Raw genomic sequence first — 16,075 nt, 5'->3', positions numbered from 1 at the left:
CGGCTTTTTGAGGAGGTTTTTGTAGAATGAGAGTCGGGCTGGATATTGGTTCCACCACGATCAAATGCGTTGTCCTCAACGACGCGGACGAATTGGTATATTCCACATATGAACGGCATTACAGCCATATTCTGGAGAAAGGCCGCGAGATCCTTTCCCGCATTGATTCCGACTACCTGCATGGCGAGAAGGCACTGCTGGCCATCTCGGGTTCGGCAGGCATGGGCCTGGCCGACAGCTGCAAAGTATCCTTTGTACAGGAAGTGTTTGCCACCCGTGTGGCGGCGAACCGTCTTGCCCCCGGCACCGACTGCATCATCGAGCTGGGCGGTGAGGACGCCAAGATCCTGTTTCTCACCAACGGCACCGAGGTCCGCATGAACGGCAGCTGCGCCGGAGGCACCGGTGCTTTCATCGACCAGATGGCCACTCTGCTCAAGATGACCGCCGACGAGATGGACAAGGCCGCCCAGACGGCCACCCGCACCTACACCATTGCATCCCGCTGCGGCGTCTTTGCCAAGAGCGACATCCAGCCCCTCATCAACCAGGGGGCGCTGGCGGGGGACATTGCCCGGTCCATCTATCAGGCGGTGGTCAACCAGACCATTGCCGGCCTGGCACAGGGACGCCCCATCAAGGGCAACGTGCTGTATCTGGGCGGCCCTCTGACCTTCTCCAGCGTGCTGCGCCAGTGCTTTGATGAGACGCTGCATGTCAAAGGCACCTGCCCCGAAAACAGCCTTCTGTATGTGGCTCTGGGCGCGGCTTACTATGCGGATGAGAGCTTCAGCCTCCGCGAGGTCTCTCAGCGTCTGGAACAGTACAGCGCCACCGCTACTTACGCCAGCCAGCCGCCGCTGTTCGCCAGCAAGCAGGAGTACGAGGAGTTCCATGCCCGCCATATGAAGGCCACCGTGCCCTGCCTGCCCTTCGGTGCGGACTGCGGCCCGGTGCATATCGGCATCGACTCGGGCTCCACCACCATCAAGCTGGTGGTCATTGACGACAACAGCAACATTCTGTTCACCAGCTACCAGCCCAACCTGGGCAACCCGGTGCCCATTGTGCGGGAGGTTCTCACAAAGCTGTATGAGAATCACCCCAACCTGCATATTGCCAGCGTCACCACCACCGGCTACGGCGAGGCCCTCATCAAGAATGCCTTCCATGCCGACTTCGGCCTGGTGGAGACGGTGGCCCACTTTACGGCGGCCAAGTACTTCATGCCCAACGTGGACTTCATCATCGACATCGGCGGCCAGGATATGAAGTGCTTCAAGATCGAGGACGGTGCCATCAGCAACATCTTCCTCAACGAGGCCTGTTCCTCCGGCTGCGGCAGCTTCCTGCAGACCTTTGCCAAGGCTCTGGGCTACGATGTCAAGGAGTTTGCCGCTCTGGGCCTGTTCGCCGACCGTCCTGTGGACCTGGGCAGCCGCTGCACCGTGTTCATGAACTCCTCGGTCAAGCAGGCACAGAAAGACGGCGCCACCATTGAAAACATCAGCGCCGGTCTTTCCATCTCGGTGGTCAAGAATGCGCTGTACAAGGTCATCCGCGCTTCCAGCCCCGAGGAGCTGGGCCGCAACATCGTGGTGCAGGGCGGTACCTTCTATAATGAAGCGGTGCTGCGCGCCTTTGAGAAGGAAATGAACGTGGAGGTCATCCGCCCCGATATTGCGGGCCTGATGGGCGCTTACGGCGCTGCCCTTCACGGCAAGAGCAAGGTCGCTGCCGGCCATGTAAGCAGCGTTCTCACGCCGGAACAGCTGAAAGCCTTTGAGCAGAAGGTCACCTCGGTCCAGTGCAAGGGCTGCGGCAACCATTGCCAGCTGACCATCAACGTCTTTGCGGACGGCAAGCGCTTCATTTCCGGCAACCGCTGCGAGAAGCCCGTCACCGGCAAGGCCTCGGACGAATCCCTCGACCTGTATGCCTACAAGCTGGCCCTGCTGCTGGATTACAAGCCGGTCAAGGGCAGCCGCAACAAGAAGATCGGTATCCCGCTCTGTCTGAACATGTATGAGCTGCTGCCGTTCTGGCACAGCTTCTTCACCACCCTGGGCTTTGAGGTGGTCACCAGCCCGGTGTCCTCCCGCGCCCTGTACCAGGAAGGCCAGGCCACCATTCCCAGCGATACCGCCTGTTTCCCGGCCAAGCTGGCCCACGGTCATATCGCCGAGCTGGCCAAGATGGGGGTGGATGCCATCTTCTATCCCTGCATGACATATAATGTGGATGAGGGACTGGGCCAGAACCATTACAACTGCCCGGTGGTGGCCTACTATCCTGAAGTACTGGCCGGCAACTGCCCGGAACTGGAACACATTCCGTTCTTCTATGAGTACATTGATATTTCCCGCCGGAAGGACTTCACGGCCAAGATGCCCAAGCTGCTGGCCAAGTATTTCCCGGACGTGACCCGCGGCGAGGTCAAGAAGGCCATAGACGCCGCCTATGCCGAGTACACCCGTCATATGGCGCTGGTGCGCCAGAAGGGCGAGCAGATCATCGAAAAGGCCCGGGCGGAGCATCGCCGCATCATCGTGCTGGCGGGCCGTCCCTACCATGTGGACCCCGAGGTCAACCACGGCATTGACAAGCTGATTCTGCAGCAGGGGGCGGCAGTGGTCACCGAGGATTCCATCTCCGACCGTGTTCAGCCCTTCAAGACATCGGTTTTGAATCAGTGGACCTACCACAGCCGTCTGTACGCGGCTGCCCGGTACTGCACCACCCAGTCGGATATGGACCTGGTTCAGCTGGTCTCCTTCGGCTGCGGCGTGGACGCCATCACCACCGACGAGACCCGCGAGATCCTGCAGGAGGGCGGCAAGCTGTACACCCAGCTCAAGATCGACGAGATCACCAACCTGGGCGCAGTCAACATCCGTCTGCGCAGCCTGTTTGCAGCCCTGGACGAAAAGTCCGGCAAGGCCTGAGGCGTTTCGCCCGGCATCTATCACAATAGCGAGGGAATCAGTATGGAATATACTACACCCAATTTCACCAAGGACATGATCCATACCCACAAGATCCTGATCCCCAACATGGCGGTGACCCAGTTCCGCCTGATGGAGGCGGCTCTCGAGAAGGAGGGCTATCAGGTGGAGGTTCTGGGCAACTGCGGCAGCGAGGTCGCACAGCTCGGGCTCAAATATGTCCACAACGATACCTGCTACCCGGCGTTGCTGGTCATCGGCCAGTTCATCGACGCCCTCAACAGCGGCAAGTATGACCTGGACCACACGGCACTGCTCATCACCCAGACGGGCGGCGGCTGCCGTGCCTCCAACTACATCAGCCTGCTGCGCAAGGCGCTGGTCAAGGCGGGCTACGGCAACATCCCGGTGGCGTCGCTCAACTTCTCCGGCCTGGAAAAGGACAGCGGCATCCCTCTGACTGCCAAGCTGCTGCGCAAGGTCATTGCCGCCATCTTCTACGGCGATCTGCTGGCCAGCCTGCGCAATCAGGTGCATCCCTACCAGAATGAGCCCGGCGCCGCCGAGGCCATGACCGAGAAGTGGATCCGGACCATTCAGGGCTGGATGCATGAGGACAAGTATTACAGCGCCCACGATATGAAGGCAAAGTTCCCCGACATCGTGGCCGACTATGCCGCCATCCCCATCACCCGGGTGCCCAAGGTTAAGGTCGGCGTGGTGGGCGAGATCTACGTCAAGTATTCGCCCCTGGGCAACAACGACCTGGAAAAGTTCCTGGAATCTCAGGACTGCGAGGTCAACCTGCCCGGTCTTATGGGCTTTGTGGAGTACTGCATCGCCAACTACACCATCACCCAGAAGCTGTACGGCGGCAACGTCATCGTGGCGGGCGGCGCCGACGCACTGCTCAGCTGGCTGGATTCCATCGGCAACGCCATGAACGCAGCTCTGCGCAAATACGGCTTCTATGCTCCCGGCTCCTTCCGGGAACTGATGGAAAAGCCCAAGGGCATTGTCTCTCTGGGCGCCAAGATGGGGGAGGGCTGGCTGCTCACTGCCGAAATGATCGAGCTGGTGGAGGGCGGTTACGCCAACATCGTCTGTGCCCAGCCCTTCGGCTGCCTGCCCAATCATATCGTGGGCAAGGGCATGATCAACAAGATTCGTGCCCTCCATCCGGAAGCCAATATCACTCCCGTGGACTACGACCCCAGCGCCACCCGCGTCAATCAGGAAAACCGCATCAAGCTGATGCTTGCAGTTGCCAAGGAGCGGCTGCAGACCGGCGCTGCCGAGGCTCCGGCGGTCACGGCGGAGGATCTGGCAGGCGGCGCGCCGTCGGTCAAGACCACGGTCCCGGCCGGTATGTAAGCTCCGGCGGACAGGATACACTTCCGCAAACATGCAATCATAGAAAACAGCCCCCGCGGCACCGGAACACCGGCAGTGTCGGGGGCTGTTTTTACGTGTATACTTCTGTTACGCCGCAGCACTGACTCTGGAACGGTAGAACTGCCGCACCAGCAGGCAGATACAGACGACCACTGCCGCGGTGATGACCTCGGAAGTCCAGATGCCGATGACGCCGCATTGATACAAGGCAGCGGCAACGTTGGAGAAGGCGTGCAGCCCGATGGCCAGAGGATACCCCCACATGGGCAGCTTTTTGGTGACGACCATCCAGATCAGCACAGACAAGGCCAGATGCAGGCAGATGGCAATAATGCGCTCAATTCCGGCGGCCAGAAAGACAGAGGACGGCTGGGCGGCAAGCTGTTCCAGCTGGGCCATGGCAGTGCTGGTCTGTTCGTCGGTGGCGCCCTCCAGCAGGGCATCCAGAGAGCCGCCGTTGACCATGATCATGACCACAAGGTTGTTGGCGACGCTGACGCCCACCAGCAGGATGGCCTCGATACCGCCGTGTCCGACACCGTAGGAAAAGCCGGTCACGGGGGATGCGTCTTTCTTGCAGAGATAGCGCAGACCGATCAAACGGGCCGTTTCCTCAAAGAGCCCGGCTGCCAGACAGCCATACAGGCAGTACGTTACAACGTTTTGGGCAATGCCCGGCACCAGGGAGAACACCAGTTGATGGAACAGACTTTCCAGCAGCATGGCGCCCACGAGAAAGCAGACGGCACCCACGGAGATGGCAAGCAGGGCGTTGCGGGAACGACGGCAGCAGAGCACCGCCAGCACGATGGGAACCGCGAAAGCGATCACGGCCGAAATGCCGGTGAACACCATGCTGAGCGTGGGAAAGGCAAGCGACATAAAAAATCCCTCACTTCACATAAAGATTAGAAGAATGTCTAAATCTTTCTGTATTATACACGCTTGCCGCCGGGCTTGTCAATCGATGTTCGGCAGGGGGAGATGGGGCTCCGCAGAAAGCACAACAGCCTGTGGTGCCGTCGGTGCCGAAGCAATCCGGCAGCCTGCGCCGAGCCCGGCAAACAGAATGGCGGCCGCAAGCAGAGCGGCGGCTGCGGCAAGCACGGGGATGAAAGAGAAACGTCTTGTCATTTTCATGGTGAATCCCTCCTGCAAAGCGGCGAAGCCTGGGATTGAAGGTCAAAAGAGGATATGTTCCCCCAAAGCCCGCCAAAAGATGTTACAATTTCTTCTACCTATTAAAACGAGGCGGAGGCCCTGTTTGTTACAGCAGACTCTGTAAAATCCACAGAGAAAACTGCCGGAATTCCGAGCCCGCCTTTACCATTCACAAAGGCAATGAAAACGGGGCGGAATTACCCGCGCCATTACGCCGCAACCGTCGAAAAATGGGCGGGGTGGGGCAAAAGCTGGAAAAAATCGGGTAAAAAGCCCGTATGAACCCTGTTTTTTGCCGTAAAAGTGGCAAAAAGACTTGCATTTTCAGGGCCTGTGTGGTATATTCCTATTGTTCGATGATTACTTGAAAGTGGGCCGTGCAGGTCCGCTTTCTTTTTATGATGGGGGCTGTTTGATGGAAAAAGCCAAAAAGGGACAGGGCACGGCAGGTGCCGCCGCAACGGTGGAAAATCTGGTCCGCCCGACGATCGAGAGCATGGGACTGCGCCTGTGGGATGTCCGCTTTGAAAAGGAAGGCCCGGACTGGTTCCTGCGGGTTCTCATCGACCGCGACACGCCGCTGGATACCGATACCTGTGAGGAAGTCTCCCGGGCCATCGATCCCATCCTGGATGAGGCGGACCCCATTTCCCAGAGCTACTATCTGGAAGTCGGCAGCCCCGGTCTCGGCCGCAGACTGAACCGGCCGGAGCACTTTGCCCAGCTTACCGGGCAGAAATGCCTGGCCCACCTCATCCGGCCCGATGCCCAGGGCCGCCGGGAAATGTCCGGCAAGCTGCTGGGCCTGGAAAACGGCAGCGTCACGCTGGAAACCGAGGAGGGCCCGGTCACTTTTGCGCTGGACGCAGCAAGCTATGTCAAGCTCTGCGATGACGAAGATCTGTTCTGAAATTCGGATGCTGTGCGGCAATGCTGCATGGCGTGTGCATACAATGCCTTTGAACGAGAACCGGCTGTATTATGATTTTGGGAGGAAACCGAAAAAATGGCAACTGCAACCAACAACAACGAGTTTTTTGAGGCGCTGGCCGCACTGGAGAAGGAGCGCGGCCTGCCTGCCGATTACCTGATCGAGAAGATCAAGGCAGCCATCGTGATTGCGGTCAAGAAGGACTATGAGGTCGAGGATGAGAACGTCATCGTCGACATTGATCCCAGCATCGGGGCATTCCGTGCAAGTCTTGCCCGGGAGATCGTGGAGGAAGTGGAGAACCCCCACACCCAGGTCAGCCTGGAGGACGCCCAGCGGGTGCGCAAGAGCTATCAGCTCGGCCAGAAGTTCATCACCCAGCTCAAGACCAAGGAGTTCGGCCGCATCGCCGCCCAGACTGCCAAGCATGTCATCCGTCAGGGCATCCGCGAGGCCGAGCGCAGTGCGCAGTGCAGCGAGATGCAGTCCCGTGCCCATGAGATCATCTCGGCCACGGTGGTTTCCATCGATCCCGAGCGCGGCAACGTCACGCTGGATCTGGGCAAGGGCGGCAGCGCTGTTCTGCCCCGCAACGAGCAGGTCCCCGGCGAACATTACAAGGAAGGCGACATCCTGCAGGTCTATGTGGTGGATGTCATCCCCACCGAGCGCGGCCCCCGCGTGACCATCAGCCGGACCCATCCCGGCCTGGTCAAGCGGATGTTCGAGCTGGAGGTCCCCGAGATCTACGACGGCACCGTCGAGATCAAGGCCATTTCCCGGGAGGCCGGCGCCCGCACCAAGATGGCGGTGTACAGCCGTGACCCCAACGTGGACCCGGTGGGTGCCTGCATCGGTGCCCACGGTTCCCGCGTGGAGAAGATCGTCGAGGAACTGGGCGGCGAAAAGATCGACATCATCCGCTGGAGCGAGGATGTCTCCGAGTTCATCAGTGCGGCGCTGTCCCCGGCCAAGGTGGTCAAGGTGGAGCTGCTGCCCAGTGAGACCAAGAGCTGCCGCGTCACGGTGCCCGATCACCAGCTCAGTCTGGCCATCGGCAACAAGGGTCAGAATGCCCGCCTGTGCGCCCGTCTGACCGGCTACAATATTGATATCCGGCCCGAGTCCGGCTACTATGGCGAGGAATAAGCCGTGGCACGGATAAAATAAGGATCGGGGCAGGTCCCCGGCCAAATGTTTGATTGGAAAAGAGGTCAGCCATTTGCAGCAAAAGAAAATCCCGGTTCGCCGGTGTGTGGGCTGCAACGCCCAAAAGCCCAAAAAAGAGCTGGTGCGCGTCGTGCGTGCCCCGGACGGTACCGTCAGCGTTGATCTGACCGGCAAAAAAGCCGGCCGCGGCGCCTACCTGTGTCCGTCGGCTGCCTGCCTGGCAAAGGCACGCAAGGCCAAGCGCCTGGAAAATGCGTTTGGCACTGCTGTGCCGGATGATGTGTTCGAGCGTCTGACGGAGGAGATCCGCTGCGCTGAGCAGATGGCGAAGGAGGCGGCGCTCCATGAATGAACCGGAATTGCTGCTGGGGGCGCTTGGTTTGTGCCGTAAGGCGGGCAGCCTGCTGCATGGATATGACCGTGTCTGCGATGCGGTCTACAGCGGCAAGGCAAGCCTGGTCCTGCTGGCTTCGGACGCCAGCAGCCGCACGGCATCCCATATCCGCGAAACCTGCGCGGACCTGGTGGATTGCCGCGCCATGCCCCTGACCATCGCACAGCTCAGCGCACTGACGCCGCGGCCTGCGGCCGTCTTTGCGGTGACGGACGAAAATCTTGCCCGCCTGTGCGCCAAACACCTGACCCAAGAGAAGGAGGACTCTGCCCATGGACTTTAAGTATAAAATCAGCGATGTTGCCAAGGATTTCGGCATTTCTACCAAGAAGGTCATCGATATGGTGGCTGAGATCACCGGCGAGACCAAAAAGACCGGCGGTACCGTTGACGAGCAGGAGCTCAACCGCCTGCTGGAAAAGCTGACCCGTGACAATGCGGAGTCCAGCCTGGATGCATATTTTGCCTCCCAGCACGAAAAGACCGAGGAGCCCAAGCCCGCTCAGCCCAAGCAGTCCAAGCCCGCCGCAGCCAAACCCGCTGCCGACAAGGCACCTGCCAAGCCGGCTGAACAGCCCGCTCCCAAGGCAGAGGAGAAGCCTGCCCAGCAGGTTGCCTCCAAACCCGCGGAGCAGCCTGCTGCCAAGGAGCAGGCCAAGGCCCAGCCCCAGCCCAAACAGAATGAACATCGCCGTCAGCCGGAGAAGCCTGCCGAGAAGCGCAAGGAAAAGCGTGTCACCATGCAGGCTCTGGCCGCCGATACCGGTGTGCAGCGCCCTGTCACCACCGAGAAGGTAGAGGTCCAGCGTGCCCGCGTCCAGGTGGATACCCGCACTGTGGATGTGAACGTTGACAAGTTCAGCGCCCGCTACGATGATCTGGCCGACAGCCGGAATATGCCCGCCAAGCGCAAGAACCAGACCATGGGCAACAAGCAGAAATTCAACAACAAGAACCGCGGCCGCAATCAGTACCAGCACCGCCGGGAGACTGAGGCAGAGCGCCTGCAGCGCATCCAGCTGGAGAAGGCCCGCAACGCCCAGCTCAAGATCTCCATTCCCGACGAGATCACGGTGGGCGAGCTGGCAACCCGCCTGAAGCAGAACGTGGCCAAGGTCGTTGCCAAGTTCATGCAGATGGGCGAGATGCACTCTGCTTCCGACGTGGTGGATTTCGATTCCGCCGCCCTGGTGGCCGAGGAATTCCACGCCAAGGTGGAGCGTGAGGTTCATGTCTCCATCGAGGAACGCCTCTTCGATCAGGAGGAGGACAACGCCGCCGATCTGGTGGAGCGTCCGCCCGTCGTCGTGGTCATGGGCCACGTCGACCACGGCAAGACCTCCATTCTGGACGCCATCCGCAAGACCAACGTCACCGCAGGCGAGGCCGGCGGCATCACCCAGGCCATCGGCGCCTACCAGGTCAAGTCCGGCGACAGCGTCATCACCTTCCTGGATACCCCCGGCCACGAGGCCTTCACCGCCATGCGTGCCCGCGGCGCCAACATGACCGACATTGCGGTCCTGGTCGTCGCTGCCGATGACGGCATCATGCCTCAGACCATCGAGTCCATCAACCATGCCAAGGCTGCCGGCGTCAAGATGATCGTTGCCATCAACAAGATGGATAAGCCCACCGCCAATCCTGAGCGCGTCAAGGAGCAGCTGACCAAGTACGAGATCGTGCCTGAAGACTGGGGCGGCGATGTGGCCTGCATCCCTGTGTCCGCCATGACGGGCATGGGCATCAGCGACCTGCTGGAGCGCATCGTTCTCGAAGCCGAGGTCATGGAGCTCAAGGCCAACCCCAACCGCCGCGCCAAGGGCGCCGTGGTGGAAGCCCGGCTGGACAAGGGGCAGGGCACCGTGGCGACCCTGCTGGTCCAGAACGGCACCCTGCATCGCGGCGACTGCCTGATTGCAGGTTCCGCCGTGGGCCGCGTCCGCACCATGCGCAACGACAAGGGTCAGGATATCACTGAGGCCACTCCCTCCATGCCTGTTGAGATCACCGGTCTGACCGAAGTGCCCACCGCCGGTGATATCTTTGAGGCGGTTGCCGACGAGCGTCTGGCCCGTGAGCTGGCCGACCGCCGTACCGCCGAAGCCAAGGAACGCCAGTTTGCCGCTTACACCAAGGTCACTCTGGATAACCTGTTCGATCAGATGGCGCAGAACGACATGAAGGAACTGCCCATCGTCGTCAAGGCCGATGTTCAGGGCTCCGCCGAGGCTGTTAAGCAGAGTCTGGAGAAGCTCTCCAACGCCGAGGTCCGCGTCCGCGTGATCCATGCGGGTGTCGGTGCCATCAGCAAGTCGGATGTCTCTCTGGCTGACGCATCCAACGCCATCATCATCGGATTCAACGTCCGTCCCGATGCGGTCGCCAAGGCGGAAGCCGAGCAGGCCAAGGTGGAAATGCGCATGTACCGCGTCATCTATGATGCCATCAACGATGTGTCCGACGCCCTTAAGGGCATGCTGGCACCCAAGATCCGCGAGGTCGCCCTGGGCGAGGCACAGGTTCGTCAGGTGTACAAGATTTCTTCCGTCGGCATGGTTGCCGGCTGCCGTGTGACTTCCGGCAAGGTGACCCGCGATGCCCAGATCCGCGTTGTGCGTGATGGCATCGTCATTACCGAAGACTCCATCGCATCCCTCAAGCGCTTCAAGGACGACGCCAAAGAAGTGGCCGAAGGCTTTGAGTGCGGCATCACGCTGAACAAGTTCTCCGACATCAAGGAGGGCGATGTCTTCGAGTGCTTCAAGATGGAGGAGTACCGCGACTGATTTCGCGAAAACTGCAATGAATACAGGACCCCGCGGGGCAGCCGGACAGAACCCGGCACCGGGCGGGGGATAAGGAGGCGATAAGGATGCCCACCAAAAATCAGGGCCGCATGGCCCAGGATATGAAACGCGAACTGATCGACATCATCAGTCACATGAAGGACCCGCGCATCACGGGCGGCCTGCTCACAGTGACCCGCCTGGATGTTACGCCGGATTTGGACGTGGCAAAGGTGCATATCAGTGTAATGGGGCACGAGGGCGGCCTGGAGCCGGTCCTCAAGGCACTGAACCGGGCGTCCGGCCACGTCCGCACCGAGGTGAGCCGCCGGATGCACATCCGCAAGGCTCCCAGGTTTGTCTTTGTGGCAGACGACGGCGCGGCGTATGCGGCCCATATCAACGAACTGCTGAAGCAGCTTGACGACAAGCGTCCGATTCAGGAAACCTCGGACACGGACGCAGCATCCGAAGAATAATTCCTCACACTGTCCGTAAGCGGTGGGGAAGGGGATGGATCGCGTCCCCGGATGAACGCCAGGCAAAAAGAAAAGAGGAGCATTATGACCGAATCACTGGATCGTCAAACCGCTGCCGCAAGGCTGCGTGCCGCAGACGATATCCTCATCCTGAGCCATAAGAACCCGGATGGAGATACCATCGGCAGTGCGCTGGGGCTTTGCCTTGCCCTGCGTGCGCTGGGCAAGAATGCTGCGGTGCTTTGCAGCGATCCGATTCCCAAGATGTATGAATATCTGGACATCAACTGGTACGACGGCAGCTTTGAGCCTTCCTTTGTGGTGGCGGTGGATGTTGCCAGCATCCAGCTGTTCGGAGAGAACAACAATGTCCAGGAATATGTCAAGCGCGCCAATCTGTGCATTGATCATCACGGGTCCAACAGCGGCTACGCCTATGCGACGCTGGTGGAGCCCCAGGCTGCCGCCGTCTGTGAGATCCTGACCGATCTCATCCCTGACAATCTCGGCGTGCCGCTGACCCCTGCCATTGCCAACTGCCTGTACACCGGCGTGGCCACCGATACCGGCTGCTTCCGGTTTACCAGTGCCACGGCCAAGACTCATCTGGCGGCTGCCCGCCTGATGGAAGCGGGCGCCGAGGCAGGCCGTCTCAACGAGATCTTGTTTGAGTGCCGTTCCCATTCCCGCATTGAAGCGGAGCGGGAGGCACTGGAAAGCCTGGAATACTATTTTGATGACCGCTGTGCCATGATCTGCCTGACCAGGGACCAGATCGTCCAGACGGGCGTTGCCAACGCCGAGCTGGAGGACCTGACCAGTCTGCCCCGCTCCATTGAAGGGGTGGAGGTCGGCCTGACCCTGCGCCAGCAGCCGGACGGCAGCTTCAAGATCAGCGTGCGCACCTCCCGGGATGTGGATGCCTGCGCCATTGCGCGGCGCCTGGGCGGCGGCGGACACAACCGTGCCGCCGGGTGCGAGATCTCGGGCAATCTGGACAATGCCAAGCGTGCCATTCTGCAGGAAGTGCAGAAGGAACTGGCCCGCTGCGATGAGGAACGCGAGTTGGAATAAAGGCTCCCTGCGCTTCGGACAGGAGCGCAATCCGTACAACATCATATAGACCGAACGGGCGACGGCCTGCATGGCTGTAAGGCGGCCTGCTCGGTCTTTTTTCTGTAAGGACAAAACGCAATGAAAAACGGTATCCTGCTTGTGGACAAGCCTCAGGGCTGGACAAGCTTCGATGTTCTGGCCAAACTGCGCGGCGTTCTGGGAACCCGCAAGCTGGGGCACTCGGGCACGCTGGACCCCATGGCCACCGGTGTGCTGGCCGTGTTTGTGGGGCGGGCGACCGCTGCCGCGGACCGCCAGCTCAATCACGACAAAACCTATGAGGCGACCGTCCGTCTGGGCATCCGCACCGACACGGGGGACATTACCGGCACCGTGCTGGAGAACGCACCCGTCACGGTAGGGGAACAGGCGTTCACCGACATGCTGCCCCGGTTTGTGGGCACCCAGCAGCAGCTCCCGCCCATGTATTCGGCGGTCAAGATCAACGGCCAGCCGCTGTACAAGGCGGCCCGGGCCGGCAAAACGGTGGAGCGAATCCCCCGTGAGATCACAGTCTATTCCATCGACTATCTGGGAACGGCAGGGGAGAACGAGTATCGCATCCGTGTTGCCTGTTCCAAGGGTACCTATATCCGCACCCTGGCGGAGGATCTGGGCGGAGCGCTGGGGGTACCGGCCACCCTGTCTGGGCTGCGCCGCACGGCGGCGGGGGTGTTTGACCTCTCCGGTGCCCATACCATGGAGCAGCTGCTGGAGGCCGCCCAGAACGGCGGTGTGCCCGACGAGTGGATTCTGGGCACCGACACAGTGTTTGCACCGCTGCCCGCTCTCAAGGTAGCGAAAAAGGTTCGCCTGCATCTGTTCAACGGTTGCCCCACCAGCCACTATCCCGCCCCGGACGGCCGTTACCGCGTGTACGGGGAGGACGAGACTTTCCTGGGCCTGGCCTGTATTACAGGCGGGGTGCTGAACGTAGAAAAATTATTCTGTGAAAGAGAGTGAATCGCCAATGCACATTTTGGAAACGCTTGCGCCGGTGGATGCCCCGCAGGGAAGCGCCGTGGCACTGGGCTTTTTTGACGGTGTGCATCTGGGGCACCGGACGGTCCTGCAGTCTGCGGTGGATTACGCCGCGGCAAATGGTCTGACACCCGCTGCCTTCACCTTTCTGCTGCCGCCGGGCAATGCTTTGAAAGGCGGACGCATTTTCTCGGTGGAGGAAAAGCGCCGTCGCATTGCTGCTCTGGGCGTCCGGGAGTATCAGGAGGCCCCCTTTGCCGATTTCTGCGCTCTGTCGCCGGAGGATTTCGTCCGCCGGGTGCTGGTAGAGTGTTTCTCGGCCAGGGCGGTTTTCTGCGGCGATAACTTTACCTTCGGCGCAAAGGCTGCCGGTGATGTGAAGCTCCTCCACACCCTGTGCACCCCCCTCGGCATCCGTGTGTGCGTGGTGGAAATGGCAAAATACAAAGGGGAGACAGTCTCCTCCACCCGCATCCGCGCCGCGCTGGAGGCGGGGGAGCTGGACGAGGTCAACGCCATGCTGGGCCAGCCCTACGCCATTGACTGGCCGGTGACCCATGGCAAGGGCATTGGGGCATCCCGGCTGGGCACCCCCACCATCAACCAGAACTATCCCCAGGGGGCGCTGCAGCCCTGCTGCGGCGTGTATCTCACCCGTATCTGCATTGGCGGGCAGTGGTATCCCTCGGCGACGGGACTGGGCCGCCGTCCCACCGTGGACGGAGTAGATGCCCCCATTACCTGCGAAACCTATGTGCCGGGCTTTTCCGGTAACGTTTACGGAACCCGCCCCCGGCTGGAGTTCCACCAATATCTCTGCCCTGTGCGCAAGTTCCGCTCGCTGGAAGAGCTGCACAATCTGATTTGTGATGCAGCGGAAAAGAGCTGCGCCTATTTCTCGCAGCACCGGGCATGACCATATCCCGGCTGAAAAGGCCGGGACTTTTTGCATTTCCTGCGTCTGATCGTCAAAAGGAGGACCGCCATGCAGTCACAACTGAAAACAGAGCGGACCGGTTTGCCGGGCCGATGGTATGGGCCCGTCGGCTGGTGCGTTGCCGTACTGGCGGCGGTGCCGCTGGCCCTGCTGTGCTTTATGGCGCTGCGCCACAGCGCAGCCTTCGACCATGAGGCCTTTCAGGAGACCATGACTGTGGTGCCGGTGGACACCGTGCAGATCCTGGTGACGGCACTGGTACTGGGAGGCGTGGCAGCGGTTCTGGGGCGGTTTGCGGCCCGGGGCAAAAGGGGAGAAGCCCTGCTGACTGTGATTGCCTCGGCGGCAGTGGTGGTCCTGGGATGCGTATGGAGCCTTTCGGTCCATGGCCGGCCGGTGGATGACCAGCAAAAAGTCTGGGATATGGCGGTGGCTCTTGCCAACGGCACCACCGAGGGCATCGACTTCGATTACCTCATCATGTTTCCTTACCAGAGCGGCATGGCGTTGTTTCTGGAGCCGCTGGCCCGGCTGTTTGGCCCCGACCCTTATCCGGCCTTCGGCATCTTCAATGCTCTGTGCGCAGGAGCCTGCGTCTGGGGGCTGTGCGCCGTCACCGGTCAGATTTGGCCGGAGAAGGGGGCAAAGGCCATCTGTGCCGTGCTCTGCCTGGCGTTTCTCCCGCTGCCCTTTATGTCCGGCTTTCTCTACGGCACACTGGCTGCGGCGGCTATGGGTATCTGGGGCATGTACGGCGTACTGCGCCTCTGCCGTGGCGGCGGGGAGCGCTGGTGGCTGCTGACCCTTCTGCTGCCGGTTGCCGTCGTCTGCTATAATGGCGCCATGCTCTTTGCGGCGGCCGCCTTCTGCCTGCTGACGGCGGAGGGACTGCTGGGCGGCGGCAAACGGGGACTGCTGACCCGGCTGCTTCCGGCGGCGGTGCTTCTGTTTGTCTGCCTGAATGCCGCCTCCTGGGCGGGAGTGCTCTTTACCTGGCGTACCGGCATTCAGCTGGGGGAGGGCATCCCCAAGTCCGCCTGGGGGGTGATGGGTCTGACTGCCGAGAACACCAATTCGGGCCCCGGGGGCTACAACAGCTATACCAAGCTGCTGTTCTGGGAAAACGGCGCCGATGCACAGGACACCCATGCCGCCGCCATGGAGGACCTGCGGGACTACCTGGCCAGCTGGAAGGAAACGCCCCACGCCAATTTTGGCTTTTTGCATGAGAAGATCCAGACCGAATGGCTGGACCCCTGGTTCGATTCTCTGACCGGCTCCTACCACCCGGATGTGGATGCCGCACCCCGGGGCTTTGCCGCTCTGTTCTGCGGGGGGAGCCTGATGGTGCCGGCGGAACGCTTCCTGCGTGGCGTGCTGGCGCTGGTCTACGGGGCGGCCTGTGCCGGGACTCTTGCCATGGCTGTGCGAAGAAAGGGAACGGTCTGGGCCCAGGGAATGGCAGTTTGCTTTCTGGGCAGCTTTCTGTTCCAGATCGTGTGGGAAAATCACAGCCGCTATTGCTTCCCGTATTTTCTCTGCCTGCTTCCCGTGGCAGCGGCAGGGCTGGCCCAGGGGAGCGAGCTGCTGAGACGGATACTTTCCCGGGCCGGGCACGGCGGAGAAAACGCCGCTTGAAAGGGGAGCGTCCCGCGAAAACCCAAACCGGCCAAAAGAGTAAAAACAGCGTAAATTTTCCTTGTAAAAAGAAAAGCCTTATGATATAATCAAAGCGTTACCGCGGCCCGGCTTTGGGTGTATGCCCTGCGGCGGTCCC

14 protein-coding genes are annotated in these 16,075 nt (G+C 60.9%); 12 read left to right on the top strand and 2 right to left on the bottom strand.

Features of this window, described 5'->3' with window-relative positions; all coding sequences use genetic code 11:
- The first annotated feature begins 26 nt into the window (after positions 1-26).
- Complete coding sequence (locus INF35_RS02645) at positions 27-2,945, top strand: acyl-CoA dehydratase activase (protein ID WP_193499985.1); 2,919 nt, start codon at positions 27-29, stop codon at positions 2,943-2,945.
- A gap of 42 nt (positions 2,946-2,987) precedes the next feature.
- Positions 2,988-4,319: a 2-hydroxyacyl-CoA dehydratase gene (locus INF35_RS02640; protein ID WP_193499984.1), complete on the top strand. Its 1,332-nt coding sequence runs from the start codon at positions 2,988-2,990 to the stop codon at positions 4,317-4,319.
- Positions 4,320-4,427: 108 nt separating this feature from the next.
- On the opposite strand, the gene INF35_RS02635 is transcribed toward INF35_RS02640, so the two are convergent.
- Entirely contained in the window at positions 4,428-5,222 is a 795-nt protein-coding gene (locus INF35_RS02635) for a YhfC family intramembrane metalloprotease (protein WP_193499983.1), read from the bottom strand.
- Positions 5,223-5,300: 78 nt separating this feature from the next.
- The gene (locus INF35_RS02630; protein WP_193499982.1) at positions 5,301-5,480 is read right to left on the bottom strand and encodes a hypothetical protein; all 180 of its coding nucleotides are present in this window, start codon (positions 5,478-5,480) and stop codon (positions 5,301-5,303) included.
- 436 nt (positions 5,481-5,916) lie between these two features.
- Between INF35_RS02630 and INF35_RS02625 the strand changes: the two genes are divergently transcribed.
- The 10 genes from INF35_RS02625 (at position 5,917) to INF35_RS02580 (ending at position 15,936) form a co-directional block, all read left to right on the top strand.
- The gene (locus INF35_RS02625; RefSeq protein ID WP_193499981.1) at positions 5,917-6,411 is read left to right on the top strand and encodes a ribosome maturation factor RimP; all 495 of its coding nucleotides are present in this window, start codon (positions 5,917-5,919) and stop codon (positions 6,409-6,411) included.
- A 96-nt stretch (positions 6,412-6,507) separates the two neighbouring features.
- On the top strand, positions 6,508-7,581 hold the full coding sequence (gene nusA / locus INF35_RS02620) for a transcription termination factor NusA (protein WP_193499980.1): 1,074 nt from the start codon (positions 6,508-6,510) through the stop codon (positions 7,579-7,581).
- A gap of 73 nt (positions 7,582-7,654) precedes the next feature.
- A complete protein-coding gene (gene rnpM, locus INF35_RS02615) occupies positions 7,655-7,954 on the top strand; it encodes an RNase P modulator RnpM (protein WP_193499979.1) in 300 nt (99 codons plus the stop codon).
- Positions 7,947-8,279, top strand: a complete 333-nt coding sequence (locus INF35_RS02610) for a L7Ae/L30e/S12e/Gadd45 family ribosomal protein (protein WP_193499978.1) — start codon at positions 7,947-7,949, stop codon at positions 8,277-8,279. Before rnpM ends, INF35_RS02610 begins: the two co-directional genes overlap by 8 nt.
- Positions 8,269-10,785, top strand: a complete 2,517-nt coding sequence (gene infB / locus INF35_RS02605; protein WP_193499977.1) for a translation initiation factor IF-2 — start codon at positions 8,269-8,271, stop codon at positions 10,783-10,785. The genes INF35_RS02610 and infB overlap by 11 nt, the downstream gene beginning before the upstream one ends.
- 86 nt (positions 10,786-10,871) lie before the next feature.
- The gene (rbfA, locus tag INF35_RS02600) at positions 10,872-11,264 is read left to right on the top strand and encodes a 30S ribosome-binding factor RbfA (RefSeq protein ID WP_193499976.1); all 393 of its coding nucleotides are present in this window, start codon (positions 10,872-10,874) and stop codon (positions 11,262-11,264) included.
- A gap of 84 nt (positions 11,265-11,348) precedes the next feature.
- Positions 11,349-12,338, top strand: coding sequence for a DHH family phosphoesterase (locus tag INF35_RS02595; protein WP_193499975.1), 990 nt, complete (start codon positions 11,349-11,351; stop codon positions 12,336-12,338).
- Positions 12,339-12,458: 120 nt separating this feature from the next.
- Positions 12,459-13,343, top strand: coding sequence for a tRNA pseudouridine(55) synthase TruB (gene truB / locus INF35_RS02590; protein ID WP_193499974.1), 885 nt, complete (start codon positions 12,459-12,461; stop codon positions 13,341-13,343).
- A 7-nt stretch (positions 13,344-13,350) separates the two neighbouring features.
- Positions 13,351-14,277 (top strand): bifunctional riboflavin kinase/FMN adenylyltransferase, encoded by a 927-nt coding sequence (gene ribF, locus INF35_RS02585; protein WP_193499973.1) that lies wholly within the window; start codon positions 13,351-13,353, stop codon positions 14,275-14,277.
- Positions 14,278-14,346: 69 nt separating this feature from the next.
- Complete coding sequence (locus tag INF35_RS02580; protein ID WP_193499972.1) at positions 14,347-15,936, top strand: hypothetical protein; 1,590 nt, start codon at positions 14,347-14,349, stop codon at positions 15,934-15,936.
- Positions 15,937-16,075 lie beyond the last annotated feature (139 nt).

The sequence above is a fragment of the Gemmiger gallinarum genome (assembly GCF_014982805.1).
GTDB lineage: Bacteria > Bacillota > Clostridia > Oscillospirales > Ruminococcaceae > Gemmiger > Gemmiger gallinarum.
This window is presented reverse-complemented; position numbering and strand designations above follow the sequence as displayed.